Source organism: Sinorhizobium fredii NGR234 (assembly GCF_000018545.1).
GTDB lineage: Bacteria > Pseudomonadota > Alphaproteobacteria > Rhizobiales > Rhizobiaceae > Sinorhizobium > Sinorhizobium fredii_A.
This window is the reverse complement of sequence record NC_012587.1, coordinates 2,551,202-2,574,035: the sequence shown is the minus strand read 5'-3', so window position 1 is coordinate 2,574,035 and position 22,834 is coordinate 2,551,202. Positions and strand designations below refer to the sequence as shown.

The 22,834-nt window shown below is 63.3% G+C and carries 23 protein-coding genes; 13 read left to right on the top strand and 10 right to left on the bottom strand.

The window, feature by feature from the left end:
• Positions 1 to 14: 14 nt before the first annotated feature.
• Positions 15 to 1,328, bottom strand: a complete 1,314-nt coding sequence (preA, locus tag NGR_RS23540; protein ID WP_012708992.1) for an NAD-dependent dihydropyrimidine dehydrogenase subunit PreA — start codon at positions 1,326 to 1,328, stop codon at positions 15 to 17.
• Between the two features lie 31 nt (positions 1,329 to 1,359).
• Positions 1,360 to 2,721: an NAD(P)-dependent oxidoreductase gene (locus NGR_RS23535; protein ID WP_012708991.1), complete on the bottom strand. Its 1,362-nt coding sequence runs from the start codon at positions 2,719 to 2,721 to the stop codon at positions 1,360 to 1,362.
• A 194-nt stretch (positions 2,722 to 2,915) separates the two neighbouring features.
• Between NGR_RS23535 and NGR_RS23530 the strand changes: the two genes are divergently transcribed.
• The 9 genes from NGR_RS23530 to NGR_RS23490 all read left to right on the top strand — a co-directional run bounded on the left by NGR_RS23530 (position 2,916) and on the right by NGR_RS23490 (position 12,906).
• The gene (locus tag NGR_RS23530; RefSeq protein WP_012708990.1) at positions 2,916 to 3,869 is read left to right on the top strand and encodes a sugar-binding transcriptional regulator; all 954 of its coding nucleotides are present in this window, start codon (positions 2,916 to 2,918) and stop codon (positions 3,867 to 3,869) included.
• 200 nt (positions 3,870 to 4,069) lie between these two features.
• Entirely contained in the window at positions 4,070 to 5,380 is a 1,311-nt protein-coding gene (locus NGR_RS23525) for an ABC transporter substrate-binding protein (protein ID WP_012708989.1), read from the top strand.
• A gap of 170 nt (positions 5,381 to 5,550) precedes the next feature.
• Positions 5,551 to 6,423 (top strand): carbohydrate ABC transporter permease, encoded by an 873-nt coding sequence (locus NGR_RS23520; protein ID WP_012708988.1) that lies wholly within the window; start codon positions 5,551 to 5,553, stop codon positions 6,421 to 6,423.
• Between the two features lie 3 nt (positions 6,424 to 6,426).
• Positions 6,427 to 7,257 (top strand): carbohydrate ABC transporter permease, encoded by an 831-nt coding sequence (locus tag NGR_RS23515; RefSeq protein WP_012708987.1) that lies wholly within the window; start codon positions 6,427 to 6,429, stop codon positions 7,255 to 7,257.
• Positions 7,258 to 7,268: 11 nt separating this feature from the next.
• Entirely contained in the window at positions 7,269 to 8,270 is a 1,002-nt protein-coding gene (locus NGR_RS23510; protein WP_012708986.1) for an ABC transporter ATP-binding protein, read from the top strand.
• Positions 8,267 to 9,040, top strand: coding sequence for an L-iditol 2-dehydrogenase (locus NGR_RS23505; RefSeq protein ID WP_012708985.1), 774 nt, complete (start codon positions 8,267 to 8,269; stop codon positions 9,038 to 9,040). The genes NGR_RS23510 and NGR_RS23505 overlap by 4 nt, the downstream gene beginning before the upstream one ends.
• A gap of 37 nt (positions 9,041 to 9,077) precedes the next feature.
• The gene (locus NGR_RS23500) at positions 9,078 to 10,562 is read left to right on the top strand and encodes a mannitol dehydrogenase family protein (RefSeq protein WP_012708984.1); all 1,485 of its coding nucleotides are present in this window, start codon (positions 9,078 to 9,080) and stop codon (positions 10,560 to 10,562) included.
• Between the two features lie 4 nt (positions 10,563 to 10,566).
• On the top strand, positions 10,567 to 11,235 hold the full coding sequence (locus NGR_RS23495) for an HAD family hydrolase (protein ID WP_012708983.1): 669 nt from the start codon (positions 10,567 to 10,569) through the stop codon (positions 11,233 to 11,235).
• Between the two features lie 87 nt (positions 11,236 to 11,322).
• Positions 11,323 to 12,906, top strand: a complete 1,584-nt coding sequence (locus NGR_RS23490) for an FGGY-family carbohydrate kinase (RefSeq protein WP_012708982.1) — start codon at positions 11,323 to 11,325, stop codon at positions 12,904 to 12,906.
• A 269-nt stretch (positions 12,907 to 13,175) separates the two neighbouring features.
• Here NGR_RS23490 and NGR_RS23485 read toward each other — a convergent pair whose 3' ends face one another.
• Complete coding sequence (locus tag NGR_RS23485) at positions 13,176 to 13,970, bottom strand: response regulator (protein WP_012708981.1); 795 nt, start codon at positions 13,968 to 13,970, stop codon at positions 13,176 to 13,178.
• Between the two features lie 138 nt (positions 13,971 to 14,108).
• On the opposite strand from NGR_RS23485, the gene NGR_RS23480 reads away from it, so the two are divergent.
• From NGR_RS23480 to NGR_RS23470, 3 genes are all read left to right on the top strand, one after another.
• Positions 14,109 to 14,303, top strand: coding sequence for a NepR family anti-sigma factor (locus tag NGR_RS23480; RefSeq protein WP_012708980.1), 195 nt, complete (start codon positions 14,109 to 14,111; stop codon positions 14,301 to 14,303).
• 8 nt (positions 14,304 to 14,311) lie between these two features.
• Positions 14,312 to 14,863 (top strand): RNA polymerase sigma factor, encoded by a 552-nt coding sequence (locus tag NGR_RS23475; RefSeq protein ID WP_012708979.1) that lies wholly within the window; start codon positions 14,312 to 14,314, stop codon positions 14,861 to 14,863.
• Between the two features lie 212 nt (positions 14,864 to 15,075).
• Positions 15,076 to 16,575, top strand: coding sequence for a sensor histidine kinase (locus NGR_RS23470; RefSeq protein WP_012708978.1), 1,500 nt, complete (start codon positions 15,076 to 15,078; stop codon positions 16,573 to 16,575).
• 141 nt (positions 16,576 to 16,716) lie between these two features.
• Here the strand turns inward: NGR_RS23470 and NGR_RS23465 are convergent, their stop codons facing one another.
• From NGR_RS23465 to NGR_RS23435, 7 genes are all read right to left on the bottom strand, one after another.
• Complete coding sequence (locus tag NGR_RS23465) at positions 16,717 to 17,148, bottom strand: hypothetical protein (protein ID WP_012708977.1); 432 nt, start codon at positions 17,146 to 17,148, stop codon at positions 16,717 to 16,719.
• Positions 17,149 to 17,264: 116 nt separating this feature from the next.
• The gene (locus NGR_RS23460; protein WP_012708976.1) at positions 17,265 to 17,627 is read right to left on the bottom strand and encodes a DUF883 family protein; all 363 of its coding nucleotides are present in this window, start codon (positions 17,625 to 17,627) and stop codon (positions 17,265 to 17,267) included.
• 151 nt (positions 17,628 to 17,778) lie between these two features.
• Positions 17,779 to 18,567, bottom strand: a complete 789-nt coding sequence (locus NGR_RS23455; RefSeq protein ID WP_012708975.1) for a heme ABC transporter ATP-binding protein — start codon at positions 18,565 to 18,567, stop codon at positions 17,779 to 17,781.
• A 273-nt stretch (positions 18,568 to 18,840) separates the two neighbouring features.
• Positions 18,841 to 19,962, bottom strand: a complete 1,122-nt coding sequence (locus NGR_RS23450; RefSeq protein ID WP_012708974.1) for a FecCD family ABC transporter permease — start codon at positions 19,960 to 19,962, stop codon at positions 18,841 to 18,843.
• The gene (locus tag NGR_RS23445) at positions 19,949 to 20,896 is read right to left on the bottom strand and encodes a heme/hemin ABC transporter substrate-binding protein (protein WP_012708973.1); all 948 of its coding nucleotides are present in this window, start codon (positions 20,894 to 20,896) and stop codon (positions 19,949 to 19,951) included. Before NGR_RS23445 ends, NGR_RS23450 begins: the two co-directional genes overlap by 14 nt.
• An 11-nt stretch (positions 20,897 to 20,907) precedes the next feature.
• Complete coding sequence (locus NGR_RS23440; protein ID WP_164924440.1) at positions 20,908 to 21,966, bottom strand: hemin-degrading factor; 1,059 nt, start codon at positions 21,964 to 21,966, stop codon at positions 20,908 to 20,910.
• Positions 21,967 to 21,977: 11 nt separating this feature from the next.
• Positions 21,978 to 22,193, bottom strand: a complete 216-nt coding sequence (locus tag NGR_RS23435) for a hemin uptake protein HemP (RefSeq protein ID WP_240545169.1) — start codon at positions 22,191 to 22,193, stop codon at positions 21,978 to 21,980.
• Positions 22,194 to 22,355: 162 nt separating this feature from the next.
• On the opposite strand from NGR_RS23435, the gene NGR_RS23430 reads away from it, so the two are divergent.
• Entirely contained in the window at positions 22,356 to 22,793 is a 438-nt protein-coding gene (locus tag NGR_RS23430; protein ID WP_164924663.1) for a hypothetical protein, read from the top strand.
• The last annotated feature ends 41 nt before the right edge of the window (positions 22,794 to 22,834 follow it).

Sequence of the window (22,834 nt, the reverse complement as noted above, 5' to 3'; positions counted from 1 at the left end):
GCGTCGACCTTCCCTTACTCGGCGGCCTGGCGGGCCATCGGGTTGTTGGGATGCGTCGTCCAGTTGGCGTAGTTCGGATCGACCGGCTTGCCGGTACGCTTGTCGAGCGTGCCGGCGGCGAGCGGCTCCATGGTGATGCAGTTCTCGACGGGGCAGACGTTGACGCAGAGATTGCAGCCGACGCATTCCTCCTCGATCACCTCGAAATGGCGCATTCCGTTGACGAACTGGGTGATCGCCTGGTGCGAGGTGTCCTCGCAGGCGATGTGACAGCGGCCGCACTTGATGCAGGCGTCCTGGTCGATCTTCGCCTTGCTGACGTAGTTGAGGTTCAGATACTGCCAATCGGTGACGTTCGGCACGGCACGGCCGCAGATGTCGTCGAGCGTCCTGTGGCCCTTGGCGTCCATCCAGTCCGATAGCCCCGAGATCATTTCCTGGACGATCTTGAAGCCGTAGGTCATCGCCGCCGTGCAGACCTGCACGTTGCCGGCGCCGAGCGTCAGGAATTCGGCCGCATCGCGCCAGGTGGTGATGCCGCCGATGCCGGAGATCGGCAGGCCGTAGGTTTCCGGATCGCGTGCGATCTCGGCGACCATGTTGAGCGCGATCGGCTTGACCGCCGGGCCGCAATAGCCGCCATGGCTGCCCCGGCCGTCGATCGAGGGCTCCGGCGAGAAGGTATCGAGATTGACCGAGGTGATCGAGTTGATCGTGTTGATCAGCGACACTGCGTCGGTTCCGCCGGCCTTGGCGGCACGCGCCGGCTTGCGGACGTCGGTGATGTTCGGCGTCAGCTTGGTGATGACAGGCATGCGCGTGTACTGTTTGCACCAGCGCACCACCATCTCGATATACTCGGGCACCTGACCGACCGCGGAACCCATGCCGCGCTCGGACATGCCGTGCGGACAGCCGAAGTTGAGCTCGATGCCGTCGGCCCCGGTTTCCTCGACGAGCGGCAGGATCGCTTTCCACGCGTCCTCGACGCAGGGCACCATGATCGAGGCGATCAGTGCCCGGTCCGGCCAGTTCATCTTCACCTGCTTCATCTCGCGCAGGTTCACATAAAGGTCGCGGTCGGTGATGAGCTCGATGTTGTTCAAGCCAAGCAGGCGGCGGTCGGCGCCCCAGATCGCGCCATAGCGCGGGCCGTTGACGTTGACGACCGGCGGTCCTTCCTCGCCAAGCGTCTTCCAGACGACGCCGCCCCAGCCCGCCTTGAAGGCGCGCTCGACGTTATAGGCCTTGTCCGTCGGCGGCGCCGAGGCGAGCCAGAACGGGTTCGGGGATTTGATGCCGACAAAATTGTTGCGAAGATCAGCCATTGTTCTCGTCCTCTCGATCCAGCTCTGCTTATCAAGCAACGGCGCTCGCCAGCGGGGCGTCGGCGGCGAAGGCCCGGTTGATCGATTCGGCGCAATCGCGTCCCATGGCGACGGCGGAAACCGTCAGGTCCTCTCCGCCGAGCACGCAGTCGCCGCCCGCCCAAACCTTGGCGAGCGAGGTGCGGCCTGCTGCATCGACGACGATGCGCCCGCTCTCCATCTGCAAGGCACCGAGGCCGGAGGCCTGGAAGGTCTGGCCGATCGCCTTGAAGATCTGCTCGGCGGCAATGATACCCGTTTCCCCCGTCGTCGTCAGCTTGCCGTCCTCAAGGGTAGTGTATTCGAGTTCGATGCCGGCGACTTTGCCGTCCTTCACGGCAATGCGTTTCGGCTGCAGCCAGTGGCGGATGGTGACGCCCTTCGATGATGCCAGGTCTTGCTCGAATTCGGAGGCGTTCATGTGCTCCTTGCCGCGGCGATAGCAGATCGTCACTTCCTCGGCACCGAGCAGCTTCGCCTGGACGGCGGCGTCGATTGCGGTCATGCCGCCGCCGAGCACCACGACCCGCCGGCCGACCGGGATGTCCGCCTTGGTCTTCGATTGGCGCAGGGCCGCGATGAAGTCGACGGCGTCCTCGACGCCTTCGGCATTTTCGCCTTCGACCCTGAGTGCATTGACGCCGGCAAGGCCGAGACCAAGAAAGACGGCATCATATTCCTCGGTGAGGTCGGCGAGCGAGAAGTCGCGGCCGAGCGCCTCGCCGTGGCGCACTTCGATGCCGCCGATCGACAGGACGTAGTCGACCTCCCGCTGGGCAAAGTCGTCCACCGTCTTGTAGGCGGCGATACCGTATTCGTTGAGGCCGCCGGATTTTTCGCGCGCGTCGTAGATCACCACGTCATGGCCTTCGACCGCCAGGCGGTGGGCGCAGGCAAGTCCTGCCGGCCCGGCGCCGACGACGGCGATCCGGCGACCCGTAGCGGCGGCGCGCGCATAGAACTGCTTGTTCTCCCGCATCGCGATGTCGGTCGAATAGCGCTGCAGGCGGCCGATCTCGACCGGTCGCTCCTCCGCCGTGTTGCGCACGCAGGCCTGCTCGCAGAGCGTTTCGGTGGGACAGACACGGGCGCACATGCCGCCAAGGATGTTCTGGTCGAAGATCGTCTTGGCCGAGCCGATCGGATTGCCCGTCGCAATCTGGCGAATGAACAACGGGATATCGATGGAGGTGGGACAGGCCGTCATGCAGGGTGCGTCATGACAGAAATAACAGCGGTCCGCCGCGACCAGCGCTTCGTGCTTGTCGAGTGGCGGATGGAGGTCGGAGAAATTGGCTTCGTACTCCGCGAGCGGCAGCCGCCCGTAGAGAATCCCGGATTGCGTCGTTCCCATTTTTGGCTCCCAATGTATTCTCAGGATAGGGAACGGTAACACGCTTTATTTTTTTATCAAACGGTAAAATTTTGGTCGCGCTTTCCGCGAATTCCAGGCCCTGCGGGTGTTTTTCCCTGCGGCAAAGATTTGCGCTTTGTTTGACCTGCACGGCAAATAGTGGCAGCAAATCGCCGGAAGGGGAGTTGGTGGCGATGGCGCGCAAGGCGGAAAGCAACAACAGGCTGGACGATGCGGCTCGAGCGGGCTGGCTTTACTATGTAGCCGGCCGGACGCAGGACGAGATTGCGTCGATCATGGGAATTTCGCGCCAATCGGCGCAGCGCCTCGTCTCACTTGCCATGGCCGAGCGGCTGATCAAGGTACGCCTCGATCATCCGATCGCCGCCTGCCTCGAAGCGGCGGCGCGGCTCAGGGAGAAGTACGCGCTTCGGCATGTCGACGTCGTGCCGAGCGATCCCGGATCGAGCTCGACGACCGTCGGCATCGCGGAAGCCGGGGCGGCAGAGATCGAGCGCTGGCTGAAATCCACCGATCCGGTCGTGCTCGCCATCGGTACGGGGCGGACGCTGAAGGCGACGATCGACCAGTTGCCCTCCATGGAATGCCCGCAGCACCGCGTCGTCTCTCTCACCGGTAACATCCGGCTCGACGGTTCGGCCGCCTATTACAATGTCATCTTCAGTATGGCCGACACCATCAATGCGCGGCATTTCCCGATGCCCTTGCCGGTGCTCGTCTCGTCGGCCGAGGAGCGCGAAGTGCTGCACAAGCAGAGCCTCGTCAGAATGGCCCTGGAGCTCGGCGCCGAGGCCGATGCCGCCTTTGTCGGCGTCGGCGAACTGGGACCGGACGCGCCGCTCTGCGAGGACGGGTTCCTGGCACGGGAGGAGATGGCGCGGCTGATGGCGGCGGGCGCTGCCGGCGAGATTTGCGGCTGGATGTTCGACCACGACGGCGCTTTGCTCACCGGCAGCATCAACGAGCGCGTCGCCTCCGTGCCGCTGCCGCCGCGCGACCGGGCCTCGGTGATCGGCATCGCCAAGGGCAAGCGCAAATACGAGGCGCTGAGTGCGGCCCTCAAAGGGCAGATCATCAACGGCCTGATCACCGACGAGACCACGGCCGAGTACCTGCTCAGCGTCTAGGACCAACCTCCGGAATGATGACAGTTCGCCAGGCGGCCTGTTCCCTGGAAAAATCTTCTCCACAAAAAAATCCAAACTGAAACAGCTGGTTAGCGCGCGCGCTGCGTCGCAGCGGCGAAAGCACATTGACATTCTTCGCGGAAAGGTGAGTAATTGCCCACGAGCAAGGCAAATGCTCAATTTCTTCTGGGAGGAAGTCGATGAATTTGAGAACTTTCCTGCTGGGCACGTGCTCGGCAGTCGCTCTGGCAGGCCTGGCCCAAGCAGAGACCCTGACCATTGCGACCGTGAACAACGGCGACATGATCCGGATGCAGAAGCTGACGGAGGCATTCACGTCCAAGAATCCGGACATTCAGCTCGAGTGGGTAACGCTCGAGGAAAACGTGCTGCGCCAGCGCGTGACGACCGACATCGCCACCAAGGGCGGCCAGTACGACATCATGACGATCGGCACCTATGAAGTGCCGATCTGGGCCAAGCAGGGCTGGCTGCTGCCGCTCGACAAGCTCGGCCCCGACTATGACGTCGACGACCTCTTGCCGGCGATCCGCAGCGGCCTGACCATCGACGACAAGCTCTATGCGGCGCCGTTCTACGGCGAAAGCTCGATGGTGATGTACCGCAAGGACCTGTTCGAGAAGGCCGGCCTCACCATGCCCGAGGCGCCGACCTGGGAGTTCATTGCGGATGCAGCCCGCAAGATCACCGACAAGAACAGTGAGATCTACGGCATCTGCCTGCGCGGCAAGGCCGGCTGGGGCGAGAACATGGCCTTCCTCACGGCGACCGCCAACGCCTTCGGGGCGCGCTGGTTCGACGAGAACTGGAAGCCGCAGTTCGACCAGCCGGAGTGGAAGAATGCGCTCGACTTCTACGTCAAGCTGATGAACGATGCCGGCCCGCCCGGCGCCTCGTCCAACGGCTTCAACGAAAACCTGTCGCTGTTCCAGACCGGCAAGTGCGGCATGTGGATCGATGCGACGGTGGCAGCCTCTTTCGTCACCAATCCGCATGAATCGACGGTCGCCGACAAGGTCGGCTTTGCGCTCGCCCCTGACACCGGCCTCGGCAAGCGCGGCAACTGGCTCTGGGCCTGGAACCTCGCCATCCCGGCGGGCTCGCAGAAGGCGGATGCGGCTCAGAAGTTCATCGCCTGGGCGACAGGCAAGGACTATCTGAAGCTCGTTGCCGAGAAGGAGGGCTGGGCGAACGTGCCCCCCGGCACCCGCACCTCTCTCTACGAGAACCCTGAATACCAGAAGGCGGCGCCGTTCGCGAAGATGACGCTCGACTCGATCAACGCGGCCGACCCGAAGAACCCGGCTGTGAAGCCGGTGCCCTATGTCGGCGTGCAGTTCGTGGCGATCCCTGAATTCCAGGGATTGGGCACGGCGGTCGGCCAGGTGTTCTCGGCCGCGCTCGCCGGTCAGATGAGTGTCGACCAGGCGCTCGCCAGTGCGCAGCAGCTGACGACGCGCGAGATGACCAAGGCCGGCTACATCAAGTGAGGCTCCCAAGGGGCCGGGGTGTCGTCCGGAAACGGCGGCTCCGGCCACCTCCAGAGCGGGACGAGGAAAGGGGGCGTACCCCGCCTTCGGCCCGAGTCCCGCTCTGACTTTTTTGGCTTTGGGATGCGCATGCCTTTTTGGAACAGCGTTGACACCACATGGGGGACGCCATGGCGACCTTGCATACCCGCTCCGCCGCGCGGCTGATGATCGCACCGTCGGTTCTTCTGCTTCTGGCCTGGATGATCGTGCCGCTGGCGCTGACGATCTACTTCTCGCTCCTGCGCTACAACCTGCTGATGCCGGGAATGGAGGAGTTCGCGGGCCTTACCAACTACACCTATTTCTTGACCGATCCCGCCTTCTTCCAGGCCGTCTTCAATACGCTGGCGATCGTGCTTGGCGTGCTGTTCATCACGGTTTTCGGCGGCATCGCGCTTGCGCTGCTGCTCGATCAGCCGATGTTCGGACAGGGGATCGTGCGGATCCTGGTGATTGCCCCGTTCCTGATCATGCCGACGGTCGCGGCGCTCGTCTGGAAGAACATGTTCATGAACCCGGTCAACGGGCTCTTCGCCTGGCTCGCCAAGCTCGTCGGCCTGCAGCCCTTCGACTTCCTCGCTAACGCGCCGCTCTTCTCGATCATCCTCATCGTCGCCTGGCAATGGCTGCCCTTCGCGACACTCATCCTGCTGACGGCGCTGCAGTCGCTCGACGAAGAGCAGAAGGAGGCGGCGCAGATGGACGGCGCCGGCGTCTGGAGCCGGTTCATCTATCTCGTCCTGCCGCATCTGTCGCGCGCCATCACCGTCGTGATCCTGATCCAGACGATCTTCCTGCTGTCGGTTTTCGCGGAAATCCTCGTCACGACCAATGGCGGCCCCGGCACGCAGAGCACCACCCTGACCTTCCTGGTCTATGCGCAGGCGCTGCTGCAGTTCGACGTGGGCGGTGCGTCCGCCGGCGGCATCATCGCGGTCATCCTCGCCAATATCGTCGCATTCTTCCTGATGCGCATGATCGGCAAGACGCTGGAGGCTTGAACAATGGCACGCAACGTCTCGACCCAGCGCAAACTGGTCACCACGGTCGTCGCCTGGACGATCGGCATCCTGATCTTCTTCCCGATCCTCTGGACCTTCCTGACGAGCTTCAAGACGGAGGCGCAGGCGATCGCATCGCCACCCGCCTTCCTGTTCTTCGACTGGACCACCGAGAACTATTTCGAAGTGCAGAGCCGCTCGGACTACTTCAAGCACTTCATGAACTCGGTGGTCGTCTCCTTCGGTTCGACACTGCTCGGACTGGTCATCGCCATTCCTTCGGCCTGGGCAATGGCCTTCTCACCGACGAAGCGCACCAAGGACGTCCTGATGTGGATGCTCTCCACCAAGATGATGCCGCCGGTCGGCGTGCTGGTGCCGATGTACCTGATATTCCGCAATACGGGGCTGCTCGACACGCGCGCCGGCCTGGTGATGGTGCTGACTCTGATCAACCTGCCGATCATCATCTGGATGCTCTACACCTATTTCAAGGAGATCCCCGGCGAGATCCTCGAGGCAGCCCGCATGGATGGGGCCTCGCTTGCCAAGGAGATCATCTACGTGCTGACGCCGATGGCGATCCCCGGCATCGCCTCGACGCTGCTACTCAACATCATCCTTGCCTGGAACGAGGCGTTCTGGACCTTGAATCTGAGCGCGGCAAAGGCAGCGCCGCTAACGGCCTTCATCGCCTCCTATTCGAGCCCGGAAGGCCTGTTCTACGCGAAGCTGTCGGCGGCCTCGACGATGGCGATCGCCCCCATCCTCATTCTCGGCTGGTTTTCGCAGAAGCAGCTGGTGCGCGGCCTCACCTTCGGCGCGGTCAAATAAGGGTCAGACTCATGGGAAGCATTACACTCAAGAACGTCTCGAAGGTCTTCGGTGCCCACGCGGTGATCCCGTCGATCGACCTCGATATCAACGACGGCGAGTTCGTCGTCTTCGTCGGCCCTTCCGGCTGCGGCAAGTCAACGCTTCTGAGGCTGATTGCCGGTCTCGAGGACGTCAGCGACGGCGCGATCGTCATCGACGGCAAGAACGCCACGGAGCTGCCGCCGGCAAAACGCGGCCTTTCGATGGTGTTCCAGTCCTACGCGCTCTATCCGCATATGAGCGTGCGCGCCAACATCGCCTTCCCGCTGAAGATGGCGGGTGAGGACAAGGCGATAATCGACAAGAAGGTGGCGGACGCGGCGCGCGTCCTGAACCTCACCGACTATCTCGACCGCAAGCCGCGCCAGCTCTCCGGCGGCCAGCGCCAGCGCGTCGCGATCGGCCGGGCGATCGTCCGCCAGCCGGAGGCCTTCCTGTTCGACGAGCCGCTTTCGAACCTCGACGCGGCGCTGCGCGTCAACATGCGCCTCGAGATCAGCCAGCTTCACCAGCAGCTGAAGACGACGATGATCTACGTCACCCACGACCAGGTGGAGGCCATGACCATGGCCGACAAGATCGTCGTCCTCAACCGCGGCCGCATCGAGCAGGTCGGCTCGCCGCTCGATCTTTATCACCGGCCCGACAATCTCTTCGTTGCCGGCTTCATCGGCTCGCCGAAGATGAACTTCATTTCCGGAGGTCAGGCGGCCAGCCATCACGCTCACACGATCGGCATCCGGCCGGAGCACCTGGTGCTTTCGAAAGACCACGGCACGTGGCAGGGCACCGTAGGCGTGGCAGAGCATCTCGGCTCCGACACCTTCCTTCATGTGAACGCCGACGGCATCGGTACGCTGACGGCGCGCGTCAGTGGCGATTTCGCCGTCACGCACGGCGACCGGGTCTTCCTGACTCCGGAATCGCAGCGCCTGCACAAGTTCGACGAAAAGGGACTGGCAATTCGATGAAACGTCTTGAAGGAAAGAGCGCGCTGATCACCGGATCGGCGCGGGGGATCGGCCGCGCCTTCGCGGAGGCCTATGTGCGCGAAGGCGCCACCGTGGCGATTGCCGATATCAATCTCGAGCGGGCACGCCAGGCGGCCTCGGAGATCGGGTCGGCGGCCTATGCGGTCGAGATGGATGTGACCCGCCAGGAGTCGATCGATGCGGCGATCGCCGCGACCGTCGGACGGGCAGGGGGGCTCGACATCCTTGTCAACAATGCCGCGCTGTTCGACCTCGCGCCGATCGTCGAGATCACGCGCGAAAGCTATGAGAGGCTGTTCTCGATCAACGTCGCCGGCACGCTCTTCACGCTGCAGGCGGCGGCGAAGCAGATGATTGCGCAGGGGCGGGGCGGCAAGATCATCAATATGGCAAGCCAGGCGGGTCGGCGCGGCGAAGCTCTGGTCGCAATCTATTGCGCCACCAAGGCGGCGGTCATCAGCCTCACCCAATCCGCCGGGCTCGATCTCGTCAAGCACCGCATCAATGTGAATGCCATCGCACCGGGCGTCGTCGATGGCGAGCACTGGGACGGCGTTGATGCACTCTTCGCCAAATATGAGAATCGCCCCCTTGGCGAGAAAAAGCGGCTGGTCGGGGAGGCGGTCCCTTACGGCCGCATGGGCACTGCCGAAGATTTGGCCGGCATGGCGATTTTCCTCGCTTCGTCGGAAGCCGACTATGTCGTGGCTCAGACCTACAACGTCGATGGCGGCCAATGGATGAGCTGAGACCGGTCCGAAGGATGGGTTCGAAAGGACTGTTAGGATGACGACGAAACTCTCGCTTGCGACGCTCGACGCGATCAAGTCCAAGGCTGGCGTTCCGAACTATGATCGACACGCTCTTCGAGCCGGCATCGTCCACTTTGGCGTCGGCAACTTTCATCGCGCTCATCAGGCCGTCTATCTCGACGATCTCTTCAACCTTGGGCGCGATCATGATTGGGCGATCATCGGTGCCGGCGTCCTGCCATCCGACGAAGTGATGCGCGGCAAGCTCGAGGCGCAGGACTTTCTGACCACGGTGGTCGAGCAGGACAACAACCGCACCGGCGCGCATGTCACCGGCGCGATGATCGCCTATCTCAAGCCTGGCGATGTTGCGGCCATCGTGGCGCAATTGGCGAGCCCGCATATCCGCATCGTTTCGCTGACCATTACCGAGGGCGGCTATTTCATCGATCCGGCTTCGGGCGAGTTCAATCCGGCCCACCCGGCGATTGCCGAGGATGCTCGCAACCCGACATCGCCGAAGACGGTTTTCGGTCTCATTCTGGCTGGCCTTGCCGCGCGGCGGGCGAAGGGCATTCCGTCATTCACCGTAATGTCCTGCGACAATATTCCCGGCAATGGCGAAGTGACCCACGCGGCCGTTTCCGGCCTCGCGCGCCTGTCGGACCCGGCTTTCGCCGACTGGATCGATGCGAATGTCGCCTTTCCAAACGGCATGGTCGATCGCATCACGCCGGCGACGGGGGCGCGCGAAATCGGTATCGTCGCTTCGGATTACGGCATCGACGACGCCTGGCCGGTGTTCTGCGAAGAGTTCAAGCAATGGGTGCTGGAGGACCATTTCCCGCAGGGCCGCCCGGCGCTCGAGGAAGTCGGCGTTCAGTTCGTCCCCGACGTGGCGCCCTATGAGCACATGAAGATCCGCGTCCTCAATGGCGGACACGCGGCGATCGCCTATCCGGCGGCACTTCTCGACATTCATTTCGTCCACGAGGCGATGGAGGAGCCGTTGATTCGCGCGTTCCTGGCCAAGCTGGAACAGGAAGAGATCATCCCGGTCATCCCGCCGGTGCCGGATACGGACCTGAAGGACTATTACAAGCTGATCGAGACGCGCTTCTCCAACCCGAAGATCGCCGACACGATCCCCCGGCTGGCGCAGGACGGCTCGAACCGGCAGCCGAAGTTCATCCTGCCGTCGACGGCCGATCGCCTGGGCCGCGGCGAGGACGTGATCGGGCTGTCCCTGGTTTCCGCTCTCTGGTGCCGCTACTTCGCCGGCACCTCCGACAGCGGCAAGGCGATCGTCTTCAACGATGCGAGCGCCGATCGTCTGCAGGCGGCGGCGCTGGCGGCCAAGGGCGATCCGATGGCCTTCCTTGCGCTTTCCGACATTTTCGGCGAGGTGGCGCAATCCGGTCTTTTCCGCCGCCGCTTCGCTCACGCCTTGAAAACCCTTTGGGAAAAGGGTACGCGCGCCACGCTGCAACTTTATCTGGACGATAAACTCGGGGAATAGCGCGATGGCGGAGCACGCCACCAGACTGGTCATTTTCGACTGCGACGGCGTGCTTGTGGACAGCGAACCGATCTCGCTCGGCGTGCTGGTCGAGGTGCTGGATGCGGCCGGCGTTTCGATGACGACGGAGGAGGCGAGCGAGCGCTTCCTCGGCCGCAGCCTCCAGAGCATGTCGGCAATCCTGCATGATGAATACGGACTCGCCACCGACACCGCATTTCTCGAAGCGATGCGGATGCGGCTCTATGCGCGCTTCCGACAGGAACTGAAGGCCGTTTCCGGCATACGCCAGGCAGTCGAGCAGCTTGATGCAGCCTGCTGCGTCGCTTCTTCAAGCCAGCCGGAGCGCATCCGCCTGTCGCTGACCGTGACCGGTCTCATCGATCTCTTCGAACCGCATATCTTCAGCGCCACCATGGTGACGCACGGCAAGCCGGCGCCCGATCTGTTCCTGCATGCGAGTGCGCAAATGGGCTACGCCCCGGCCAACTGTATCGTCATCGAGGACAGTCCGGCCGGCATCGGGGCGGCCAAGGCGGCGGGCATGCGGGTCTTTGCCTTCGCGGGCGCCAGCCACGCCCGAAACGACCGGCATCGGCAGGCGCTCGCCAATCTTGATCCCGACGTGCTGTTTGACGACATGGGCGAATTGATACAGTTTGTCCGGCAATAGGGAAAGCAGGGGAGGCGCTGCTCCCGGGCCGCACGGTCCTCGCAAGCTGAAAACCCAATCATCATCTCGGGACGGGGTCATCCATTGATGCGCGAACATGTCGTGGCGGTCGATATCGGAACCGGCAGCGCCCGTGCCGGAATTTTCGATCGGAAAGGCATGCTGCTGGCCCGTGTCGATCGGGCCATTGCCATGAACCGGCCGGAGGAGAATCACGCCGAGCACGATTCCGAGGACATCTGGACGGCCGTCTGCGAAGCCGTGCGGGCGGCGCGGGAAAAGGCGGGAATAGGCGCTCAGAGCATCGCGGCAATCGGCTTCGATGCGACCTGTTCGCTGGTCGTGCGCGACCGTGACGGCGCGCCGCTCTCGGTCAATCGCCGGGGCGAGCCGCGTTGGGACACGATCGTCTGGCTCGACCACCGGGCACTTTCGGAGGCGGATTTCTGTACGGCGACCAAGCATCCGGTCCTCGATCATTCCGGCCGGGTGATGTCGCCGGAGATGGAGATGCCGAAGCTGATGTGGCTGAAGCGAAACCTGCCGCATCAATGGGAGAGGGCAGGCTATTTCTTCGATCTCGCGGACTATATGTCCTGGCGGGCGACGGGAAGCGTTGCCCGGTCGCGCTGCACGCTGACGGCGAAATGGAACTATCTCGCCCACAAGGAGCGCGGTTGGCAGCAGGACTATCTCGAACGGATCGGTCTCGCGGATCTTCTCGAGCGCGGCGGATTGCCCGAGGAGTCGCTGCCGGTCGAGCAAGCCGCCGGGAACCTGACGGCGAGCGCGGCATCGCAGCTGGGCCTCGACACCGAATGCCGGGTCGCACCGGGGCTGATCGACGCCTATGCGGGAGCGCTCGGGGTGCTCGGAGGTTTCGCCGGCGATCCGGCAAAGCTCGAACGCCAGTTGGCGCTCATCGCCGGCACATCGAGCTGTATCGTCGCCTTTTCGAAGGGAATGAAACCGGGCTTTGGCATGTGGGGCCCCTATTTCGAGGCGGTTCTGCCCGGCTTCTGGCTGATCGAGGGCGGCCAATCCGCGACCGGCGCATTGCTCGATCATGTCGTGCGCCTGCATGGAGGGGGGCTGCAGCCAACCGCCGAAACCCACCGGGAGATCATCGAACGCGTGCGGGCATTGCGCAGCGAGCACGGTGACGGCTTTGCCGACCGCCTGCATGTGCTGCCCGATTTTCATGGCAACCGTTCGCCCCTTGCCGATCCGCATGCGCTTGGCGTCATCAGCGGCCTGGCGCTCGATTCGTCCTTCGACGCGCTCTGCCGCCTCTATTGGCGGACCTGCGTCGCCATCGCGCTCGGCATCCGCCACATTCTCGAAATGATGAAGAAGTCGGGCTACGACCTCGATACGCTGCACGTGACAGGCGGCCACGTCCGCAATCCTCTGCTGATGGAGCTTTACTCCGACGCCACGGGCTGCCGGGTGGTGGTGCCACAGGCGCCGGACGCCGTTCTGCTCGGGACGGCCATGGCGGCTGCGGTCGCCGGCAAGCTCTATCCCGACCTCGCGCATGCGGGCGGCGCCATGGCCTCGACCGGCCAGGAGCGCCGACCGAATCCGGCGCGGCGCGATCTCTACGACCGCGACTACCGGCGCTTTCTGGCGCTCTATCGCCACCGGGCCGAGTTGGAGTCGATCGAATAGCGGAAAGTTGAGGTTAGCGCGGAACCTTTTTTTGCATCGCGCATTATTGGTGATAGCCGAGCGGTGACGCACATCGCCCCCAATGTGACGTCGGAGGCATACCGCCGGTTGCCAACTCACATCCCCCTCAGTGAGTTGCATAACCTCAGCCAGTGCCCTTCCCTCGGCACTGGCTGTTTTATTTGCAAGATCAAAACGTCGCCAAAAACCGCCCTGCCGAACCTTGGTCCGGCAGGGCGTATTCTTCCTGCCTGAGCGAATAATCTAAATTATGCCGCAGCCTTCGTCGATTCATTGAAGAACAGCGCCTGGCTGATCAGCGCCTTGACCATTTCGGGGTTGAAGGGCTTCGTCACCAGAAATGTCGGTTCGGGCCTTTCGCCGGTCAGCAGCCGCTCGGGGAAAGCAGTGATGAATATCACCGGCACGGCACTTGTCTTGAGGATTTCGTTGACCGCATCAATACCGGAACTGCCGTCGGCGAGTTGAATATCGGCGAGCACCATTCCCGGCTCCGACGTCTTGAAAAGCGCAATGGCCTCATCCTTGGTCCGCGCGATGCCCGTCACCCGATGGCCGAGGCTTTCGACCATCTGCTCGATATCGATGGCAATCAGCGGCTCGTCCTCGATGATCATCACGTCGGTTGCAACCTGACGGGAGATTTCCTGCGACGCGCGGTCGAGCAGGGAGGTGAGCTTGGCGGTATCGACGTCGAGCACTTCGGCCGCCTCCTGCGGGGTGAAGCCTTCGACGGATACCAGCAGGAAAGCTTGGCGCGCGACCGGAGACACAGCCGCAAGGTTGACGGAGGCACGCTGCTCCCAGGCGAACGGCGACACGGGTTCGGGGACGAGCACCGACGAAGAGCCGAAGAGTGAAGTGAAGAGACGAAACAGAGCCACCCTGTCACTGCTGGCCTCGGGTAAAATGGAGGTATCGGCGATCAGCGCCTCGAGCACCGCCGCGACATAGGCGTCACCGGATGTCTGAGACCCGGTCAGGGCGCGCGCGTAGCGGCGCAGATAGGGAAGAAATGGAGCGATGCGGGTGGACAGTGTCATGCAGGACTCCCTCGATCCGTGTCTTTTGATCTTTGTTCCGCTGCGGAAACGTCCCGGCGAAAAAAAGGTTCCGGCGCGGAACATTTCATTTTTCCGCTGCGTTATGGTGCAGGCGAAGTTTCAAGGGCGGCAGTTATAATGAGATATACTTCAGGGGCAGGGCGGACGGTCGGCATGCGTCCGAAGTCTGACGATCCGAACGCACAGATCGCGGCGAAGCTGAAAGCACTTTACCTGTCGGTACAGGAAGAGGGAATTCCGGCTCGCTTTCTCGATCTCCTGGAAAAGCTTGAGGCAGTGGAAAAACGATCCGTGCTGGATGGCAAGGAGTGAGCGCCGGGATGTCGGAAAACGAAGAGTTCAAGCGTGAGATGCTTGCGGCCCTGCCGAGTCTCCGCGCTTTCGCCATGTCGCTGATCGGGCGCCACGACCGAGCCGACGACCTCGTCCAAGACACCATCATGAAAGCCTGGGCAAAGCAGGACCATTTCGAGATGGGCACGAATATGAAAGCCTGGCTTTTCACGATCCTGCGCAACGAACTCTATAGCCAGATGCGCAAGCGCGGCCGCGAGATCCAGGACAGCGATGGTCATTTCACGGAGACGCTGGCGCATCATCCGGAGCAATACGGCTCGCTCGACCTTCAGGATTTTCGTCGGGCTCTCGACCAGCTGCCGCCCGACCAGCGCGAGGCGATCATTCTCGTCGGCGCCTCGGGCTTCTCTTATGAAGAGGCTGCAACGATCTGCGGCTGCGCGCTGGGCACAATCAAGAGCCGCGTCAACCGTGCGCGCCAGCGCCTCCAGGAAATTCTCCAAGTCCAGGGCGAGAACGACTATGGGCCGGATGAGACCTCGGCGCCCATTACGTCGCGTGCATTCGTGTCCTGACCAATCCTCGTTCCCACGGCACGTCCTTCCTTATTTCTGCTTTGCAATGCGCCTTTACTCGAAGCAACGATTGCGGCAGCGTCTTGAGTTGCCGCATAGTCCCGCCAGCCAGCCCCAAAGGGGGAAGGGGGGTCACTGCCCTCGAAGGATGACTCCGGGCGTTCCGGACATTCGATCCTGCTGGCGACTGCGGCTTTGGAGTTCGGGTCCGAATGCAAGAGAAGGCAAGAGCAATGCTCCCGGCAATGACTGAGACGCTCGGTTCGCGAGAGCGGCTCGGCGTTCTGCATGCGGCCGTGCCGGACATGGCTGTCGCCGACAGCGACTTCGAACCGCTGGCGAAACTGGCCGCCAGCCTCTTCGAGGCGCCGATCGCTCTCGTCACGCTCGTCGATCATGAATGGGAATGGTTCAAAGCGGTCGTCGGGACGACGGAAACACGTAGCCGCGCCGACGAATCCTTCTCGGCCCACGCAATAGGCGATCACGGCGCGTTTCTTGTGCTGGACGCCTCCCTGCACCCGCTCCTGCGCCACAACCGAAAGGTCGCGCAAGCGCCGTTCCTGCGTTTCTACGCAGGGGCACCGATAATCCTGGACGGACAGGCCGTCGGCACCGTATGCGTCCTCGATCCGGCACCACGCGCCGAAGTGGCGGCGAAACAGCTTGAGTCGCTGCAGCGGATCGCCGACGCTGCCGCCTCGCTGCTCAAGATCAAGGACGAGGCACGCCGGCGCGCGCTGAAGGAGGCCGCGCTTTCGCGCGAAGAACAACGGCTCGCCATGGCGCTTGATGCCGCCAATGTCGGTAGCTGGCTCTGGGATATTCGCGCCGGAACCGTGGCCGGCAATGGGGCGATGATGCGCATGTTCGAGCTGCCGGCGGAACGGCTATTGAGCGCCAAGGCTGTCTTTGGCGCGATCCATCCGGACGATCGCGGCTCGACCTTCTCCAAGCTCAGACAGGCGATGGCGGCCAACGAGGAATATGACGGCATGTTCCGGATTCGTGCGAACGGCCGCTGGCTGCTCGGTCGCGGCCGGGTGCATGATCGCGACAGCAAGGGTGCGGCGCTGACCTTTCTCGGTATGACGATCGATGTCTCCGAACAACAGGCGTCCGTGCAACGGACAAGACTGCTGCTGAAGGAGTTGAACCACCGGGTCAAGAACACGCTTGCCATGCTGCAATCGCTCGCACGCCAGACCCTGCGCCAGACCAGCGATCCGGCCGAGTTCATGACCGCCTTTGCCGGCAGGCTGCAGGCGATCTCCGAGGCGCATGGGCTGCTTTCGGACTACGAATGGGGAACGATCCGCCTTGCGGAACTGATTTCCAAGCAGCTGAAGCCCTATGTCAGCGACTATGCGGAGCAGGTGGAAATCCACAAGGACGAAGTCCTGCTCGGGCCGGACCAGGCGGTGGGTCTCGGCCTTGTGCTGCACGAGTTGGCGACAAATGCGGTGAAGTATGGTGCCCTATCGGTACCGAAGGGCAAGATCGTCCTGACGGCGCGCAGCGTCGTCGAGGAAGGCGACGCCGTGCTGCACCTGACATGGACCGAAGTCGGCGGGCCGCCGGTTCGCGAACCGCGCCGGCGCGGCTTCGGTTCGCTGCTGATCGAGCGGAGCCTCGACAAGATCATCGGCAGTTCCGTCAAGGTCGAATATCTGCCTGCCGGCGTCACCGCGCTGATCCGGCTGCCGCTCTAGATCACGATGATCTTAGGTCGGATCGACCTAAGATCATGAACGTGATCGATTTTAATAGGTTTAGAGCGGGATGCGGGCGGAAAACCGCACACACTTTTCCTCATCCCGCTCCGAGCTCTCGAGCTACACCGCAGCAGGCCATCAGCGCCGGTCGCTGCGCCGCCGCCCTTTACCCAGTCCAAGCAGAAGGCCGACGGCTATCGCCGTACCGACGCCGATGAGCGGTTGTTTTCGCAGGATGCTCGTTGCGGCGGCCAAGGCAAGGTTTGTCTGCAGCAACGAGCGACGGCGCCGTTCGTCGACGAGACGCCGATCGCGTGCGTTTCGTGCCGCCATAACGGCGATCAGGACCAGGGCGACTGCGAACAGCGCGACGGCAATCGCCACAGCGGCAATGATGGGTGAATAGTGCTCGGCGAGGACGAGGGCAATCGCCACGAGGGCGAAAACATAGGCGGTGACGAGAAGTACGGCGACGATCCCCCACAACAGCGCATTGCGCTTGATGCGCGAGGCCGCGGCGCCGAAGTCGACTGCAAGCAGAGCGGTTAGGACGGCCCCTAGGGATTGCATGCCATTTTCTCCCCTTCACAACACGCCAAGGGCGGCTGGGCTCCCCCTGCTTGCAATCGGTCGCGTTCGCTGCGGTAACGGCCTTCGTTGGCGAGGCGATCCATGGAGGAGGTTCGTCAACGCCGCAGAAGGGCTGCCGCGATGAGGCCGATGGCCGCTGCGGCGCCGAGCGTGGCGACCGGATGTTCGCGCACCGCGCGCCGCACCTGCCTTTCCGTGTCCGCATACCGGCTGCGCAGATCCGAAAGCAGTTCCTCGCCGCTCTCCAGCAGGTCCTGCAGGTCCGATTCGGCTTGCTTGCGGGTGCTGCGTGCCTTGCCCTTGGCCTCCCGCGACGCCGCCACGCCCCGATCGGCGATCAAGGCGACGAGTTGCGCGATGTCTTCCCGGATTTCGTGAAGCTGGTCTTCGATCGGGGTGTCGGCCGCGCTGCCGTTGCGTTTCCTGGTGCTTGAACTAGAAAAGAGACCCGTCGCCATCCTGTCGCTCCCTTCGCTTCGCTGTCATGTCCGCCGAAAGCCGACGCATCCTTGCCGGCGCACCCACCGCAGTTGGCACGCCGAGATCAACGCATGAGGGAGAAATTTGTTTCGGCAAATCTTGACGTTGCCGCGCGATGCGCAGGTCGGATCAGAGCGACGCCGTTTGCGGCAGCACGAAAGGGACATCGCGGGCCGGCGCGATGCCGACCTGCATCCGGCATCCGAACACCGCTTCCATGGTCTCGTCGGTAAGCACATCCTTCGGCGCGCCGAGGGCGCGGATGCGGCCGGCTTTCATCATCACCATCTGGTCGGCGAACATCGCCGTTAGGTTGAGGTCGTGCATCACCGCTACGACACCGCCGCCTTGTTCGCAGAAATGCCGCGCCAGCTGCATGATGGTCAGCTGGTGGCGGATATCGAGGCTCGACACCGGCTCGTCGAGCAGGAGATAGCGCGGCTCGCCGTCGCGGACCGGCGCGGCGATCTGGCAAAGCACGCGGGCAAGCTGGACACGCTGTTGCTCGCCGCCCGACAGTTCCTGGTAAAAGCGGCCGGAAAAGCCGGCGAGATCGACGGCTTCGAGCGCATCATCGACGGTGCGACCCTTGCCCGCGACTTCGGCACCGCCTGTCGAAAGACCGAGGCCAACGATCTCCCGGACCGTGAACGGGAAGGAGATCACCGTCGATTGCGGCAGGACGCCCCTTTTCAAGGCGAGTTCCCATGGTCTCAGTCGGGCGATGTCATGACCGTTGATGGTCACCTTGCCCTTGGTGAGGTGAAGCTCGCCCGAGATCGCCTTCAAGGTCGTCGTCTTGCCGGAGCCGTTCGGACCGACGATCGCCGTCATTCTTCCGGGCACCGCTTCAAACGAGACGCCGTGGAGCACGGGCCGGCCAGCGAGGCTGACGGAGATGTCGGAAGCGTGGATCATCTTAGGGTCAGGACCTATTAAATTCATCCATTCTGCGCGGTGGATTTCGTGTCTGGCTAGGAGGGAAGATGCTGGAAATGCCGAACATTTTCAAATCTTTCCGACGCAGTCCAGGCGCGAAATCCACCGCGCCCTTCGGGTTCCGGTCCATGGGCCGTCTGATCGAAAACAATGCTCGACAAGACCTCAGGGTCTTGCCTTACGCTTGTTTTCTTCCATCCAATCCCATGGACCGGAACAGAATGGATGAATTTAATAGGTCCTGACCCTAGGTCAAAGCCCCATATTCGAGCGACCGCGGAGCAGAACCCACAGGAAGAACGGCGCACCGACGAAGGCGGTGATAATGCCGATCGGCAGTTCGGCCGGAGAAACGATCGTGCGGGCCAGCATGTCGGCGAAGATCAGCATGGTGCCGCCGAGCAGCGCCGAAGCCGGCAAAAGGTAGCGGTGATCCGGGCCGATGACGAGGCGCAGAAGATGCGGCACGACGATGCCGACGAAGCCGATGCCGCCGCTGACCGCGACCGAGGCGCCGGTTGCCGCAGCGACGCTGAAAATGGCGATGTTCTTGAGGCGCTGTACCGGCACGCCCATGTGGAAGGCGGCCGCCTCGCCGAGCGTGACCGCGTTGAGGCCGCGCGCCAGGAAGGGGACGACGCCAAGCGACAGGAGAATGATCGGGCCGGCGGCGAAAATTTTCGTCCAATTGGCACCGGCCAGGGAACCCAATCCCCAGAAGGTCAGATCGCGCAACTGCTTGTCGTCGGCGACGAAGACGAGCACGCCCGTCACCGCATTGGCGAGTGCGCCGAGCGCTATCCCTGCCAGCAGCATCGTCGCCACCGAGGTCCGACCGCTGCGTGTGGAGATGCGGTAGAGAAGCATGGTGGTGGCGAAGCCGCCGCAGAAGGCGCCGAGCGGCAGCGCGTAGAAGCCGAAGAGCGCAAAAACCGGACCGAAGGTGGTACTGCCGAGGACGATGAGCAGTACGGCGCCGAGGCTCGCGCCGGAGGACACGCCGACAAGGCCGGGATCGGCGAGCGGATTGCGGAACAGCCCCTGCATGACGACTCCGGAAACGGCGAGCGCGGCGCCGACCAGCATGCCGAGCACCGCGCGCGGCAGGCGGATATCGAGGATAATGATGCGGTCGCGCATGCTCAGGGCCTGGTCGGCCGGCGTCTGGCCGGCAAGCCAACCGAGAACATTGCCGAGCGAAGCGTCGGCGGCGCCTGTCATGATCGAGGCTGCGAAAGTCACGGCGGCAAGCACTGCAAGCGCCGCAATGAGCATGCGCGCCAGACCGGAGCGGTCGCCTTTCTGCCGCGCGTGGGTGATTCTGGCAGCGAAGGCAGGTCCGCGCGCGCCGTCTATCGCCTCACTGGGAGGCATTGGTCTTTTTTCCGTAGATTGCCGTGTTCAGTTCGCGGATCGCGCTTGCGGTGCGTGGGCCGAAACCGAGCAGGTGCAACCCGTCCATGCGGACAAGCGCCTTGCTTTTCGCCGCCGGCGTCAGGCTGAGCGCCGGAAGAGCGAAGAGTTCATCCGGACTTGCCGCATGGCTTCCGCTCCGATCCATCATCAGGATGACGTCCGGCCTTGCCTTGATGATCGCCTCGTCGGTCAGCGGCTTGTAGCCGGGAAAATCGCCGGTCGCATTGATCGCGCCGGCAAGCTCGATAATGCCGCTGGCCGCCGTGCCGGTGCCCGAGGCCATGATCTTGTCGCCCTGGGCGCTGAGAATGAAGAGGACGCGCTTGCGCTCGCTGTCGGGGCGCGCGGCGCTGTCTGAAAGGGCGGCGTCCAGATCGTGCTCGACGGACTTGGCAAGCGCTTCGGCCCTCTCGGAAACACCGAGGAAAGCGCCGACGGCGCGAATCTTGGCAAGGATGCCCGCCTTGTCGTAGGCCTCGGCGACCGTCGTGAAGGGGATGTTCGCCTGCTTCAGCACGGCAAGCGCTTCGGGTGGGCCGCTGCCTTCGATCGCCACGATCGCCGCTGGGTTGACGGCGATAATACCCTCCGGCGCCAATTGCCGCATATAGCCGACATTGGGGAGCTTCGCCGCGGCCTCGGGGTAGGTGCTTGTCGAATCGCGGCCAACGAGCCGGTTTTCCTCGCCGAGCGCATAGATGATCTCGGTCACCGCGCCGCCGATCGATACGACTCGGGACGTGTCCGGCTTCTCGACGGTCTCGGCCATCGCCGGGCTTATAAGAGACGCCGGGCCAGGCGCGAGCGCCGGCAGCAGGAAGGGCGTCGAGAGTGCGAAGACGGCGAGCGCCCATTCCCAGCGGCGCAGGCGGCGGAAGTCGAAGCCGTTCATCCCGTGTCTCCTCAGGCTGCAGCGATGCTGCGGTGGCGTGGCAGGCTCTCGACCAGGCTGCGCCACTCCGGTCTTTCGGCGAAGCCTTCCTTCCGCTTGCCGAAGAATTGAATGACCATTTCGCCCTTGGCATCGAGCGCTTCGAGCGAAGTCACATGGCCGTCCGACGTCGGCTTGCGCACCGCCCAAAGCTCGGCGATGTGATCCGTGCGCAAATGCAGGTGGAAGGTCGGGTCCATGACATTCAGCCACGGCCCCATGGTGGCGATATTCGCGACCGGGCCGGAGTGGATCTGGATCACCCCGGCACTGCCGACGAAGCACATGATGGGCAGCTCGACTTCGGCGCTGCCCCGCATCATCGCCTCGATGCCGCCCGCGTCGAGCTGCCAGGCAAGGTCGTCGCCGACGGCATGCAAGGCCTGGCGCCGGCCGATCTTCAGGCTGCGCAGCATGCCGTGGAACTGATGGGTGTCGGTCAGCTTCGTCCAGTGGTCGCGCAGCGCTTCCGTATCGACGGTGCCGATTGCGTCGTCGGACGCCGGTGCGATGGTCGCGGCAGCAAATTCCTGCGACTGGTCGTCGAGGCGGAGGTCCGCGACGATCCTGTCATAGGCTTCGAGATCCGACGTCGCACGCAGATGCACCTTGTGAACGGCATTCCCCCATTTGTCGAAGAACTGCAGGCTGCGGCGGACATCGCCATTGGCATCGCGCTTCGACACGGCAAAACCATGTGCCCAGGCGGAGGGGAAGACGCGCAGATCGATTTCGGACCCGAGCACCAGGCTTGCACCCGGGCCCGGCTTGACGTTCTCGTAGACGCCGATCTTCTCGTGGACGGCGGATTCATTGCGGGTGAGCGCCATGACCTCGCCCAGCTCCTCGGCACGCACCAGGAAACGATTGGCGTCGGCATCGATGCGGATTGCCGTCAGCCCGCATTCGGCGGCGACGAGGGCCGCTTCGGAAATACCGAGCTGGGCGGCGATGTCGCGCTCGCGCAGCGTCTGGTGCGCCGCGCGGTAGGCGCGGATCTCGGTCGGGGTAGGGCGCGTACTGTCGGTCATCGATCGTCTCGCTACTTGTTCAGAATCAACTTGCCCTGTCGGGTGATCCGCATCCGGTAGATCGCGCCGTCGTGGGAAATCAGGATCTCGCTGGCGCCGCGGAATAGTTCGTGGCTGTCCACGAGCGGTTGCGAGCGGTTGGTCGCGCTCGGCGCCGGCGAAGATTGGGGGGTATCGGGGTCGTTCGGTGTCACGGTTTCGGCCAGGTTCACGAGGGGCGGAAGCAAGGCGATATCCTCTCATTCCTCTCGCGCATTCCAATTAGTATCTTGACTGCATTACTCATATTTCTTTAAGGACGCAATACCGGATAGTTGCAGTCAAGTTAATTGATCGCTTCCGCCGCCTGGGATGTGGGCGGCTCGGATGCGGAGCATGGTGGTGTGATGATGGCCTGTCTTTCCCGTTTCGCTTTCTCGACTGCGGCGCTGGTCCTGTCGCTAACAGGGATCGCCGTGGCACAGGAGGCAACAGGCGCCAGCGGGCTGACGGTCGAGCTCAACGAGATCGCGCCGTCCGAGAAGGGGTGCAAGCTCACCTTCGTCGCCGGCAACGGCCTGCAGCAGTCGCTCTCCAAGGTTTCCTTCGAATTCGTGCTCTTCGACCAGAAGGGGCTGGTCGAGCGCATGGCCGTCCTTGATTTTCGCGATCTGCCCGCCGGCAAGACCAAGGTTCGGCAGTTCGACCTCTCGGGAACGAAATGCGAGGCAGTCAAGAGTCTGCTGATCAACGATGCGCCCGCCTGTGTTGGCGAGGGCGTTGACAAGGGTGCCTGCATGACTGGGCTCAAGACCGGCTCCAAATCGGCGGTTGACCTCAAGGGCTGACATTGCCTGATCGCTGAAGTGCCGATGGAAGGCAGGCTCGG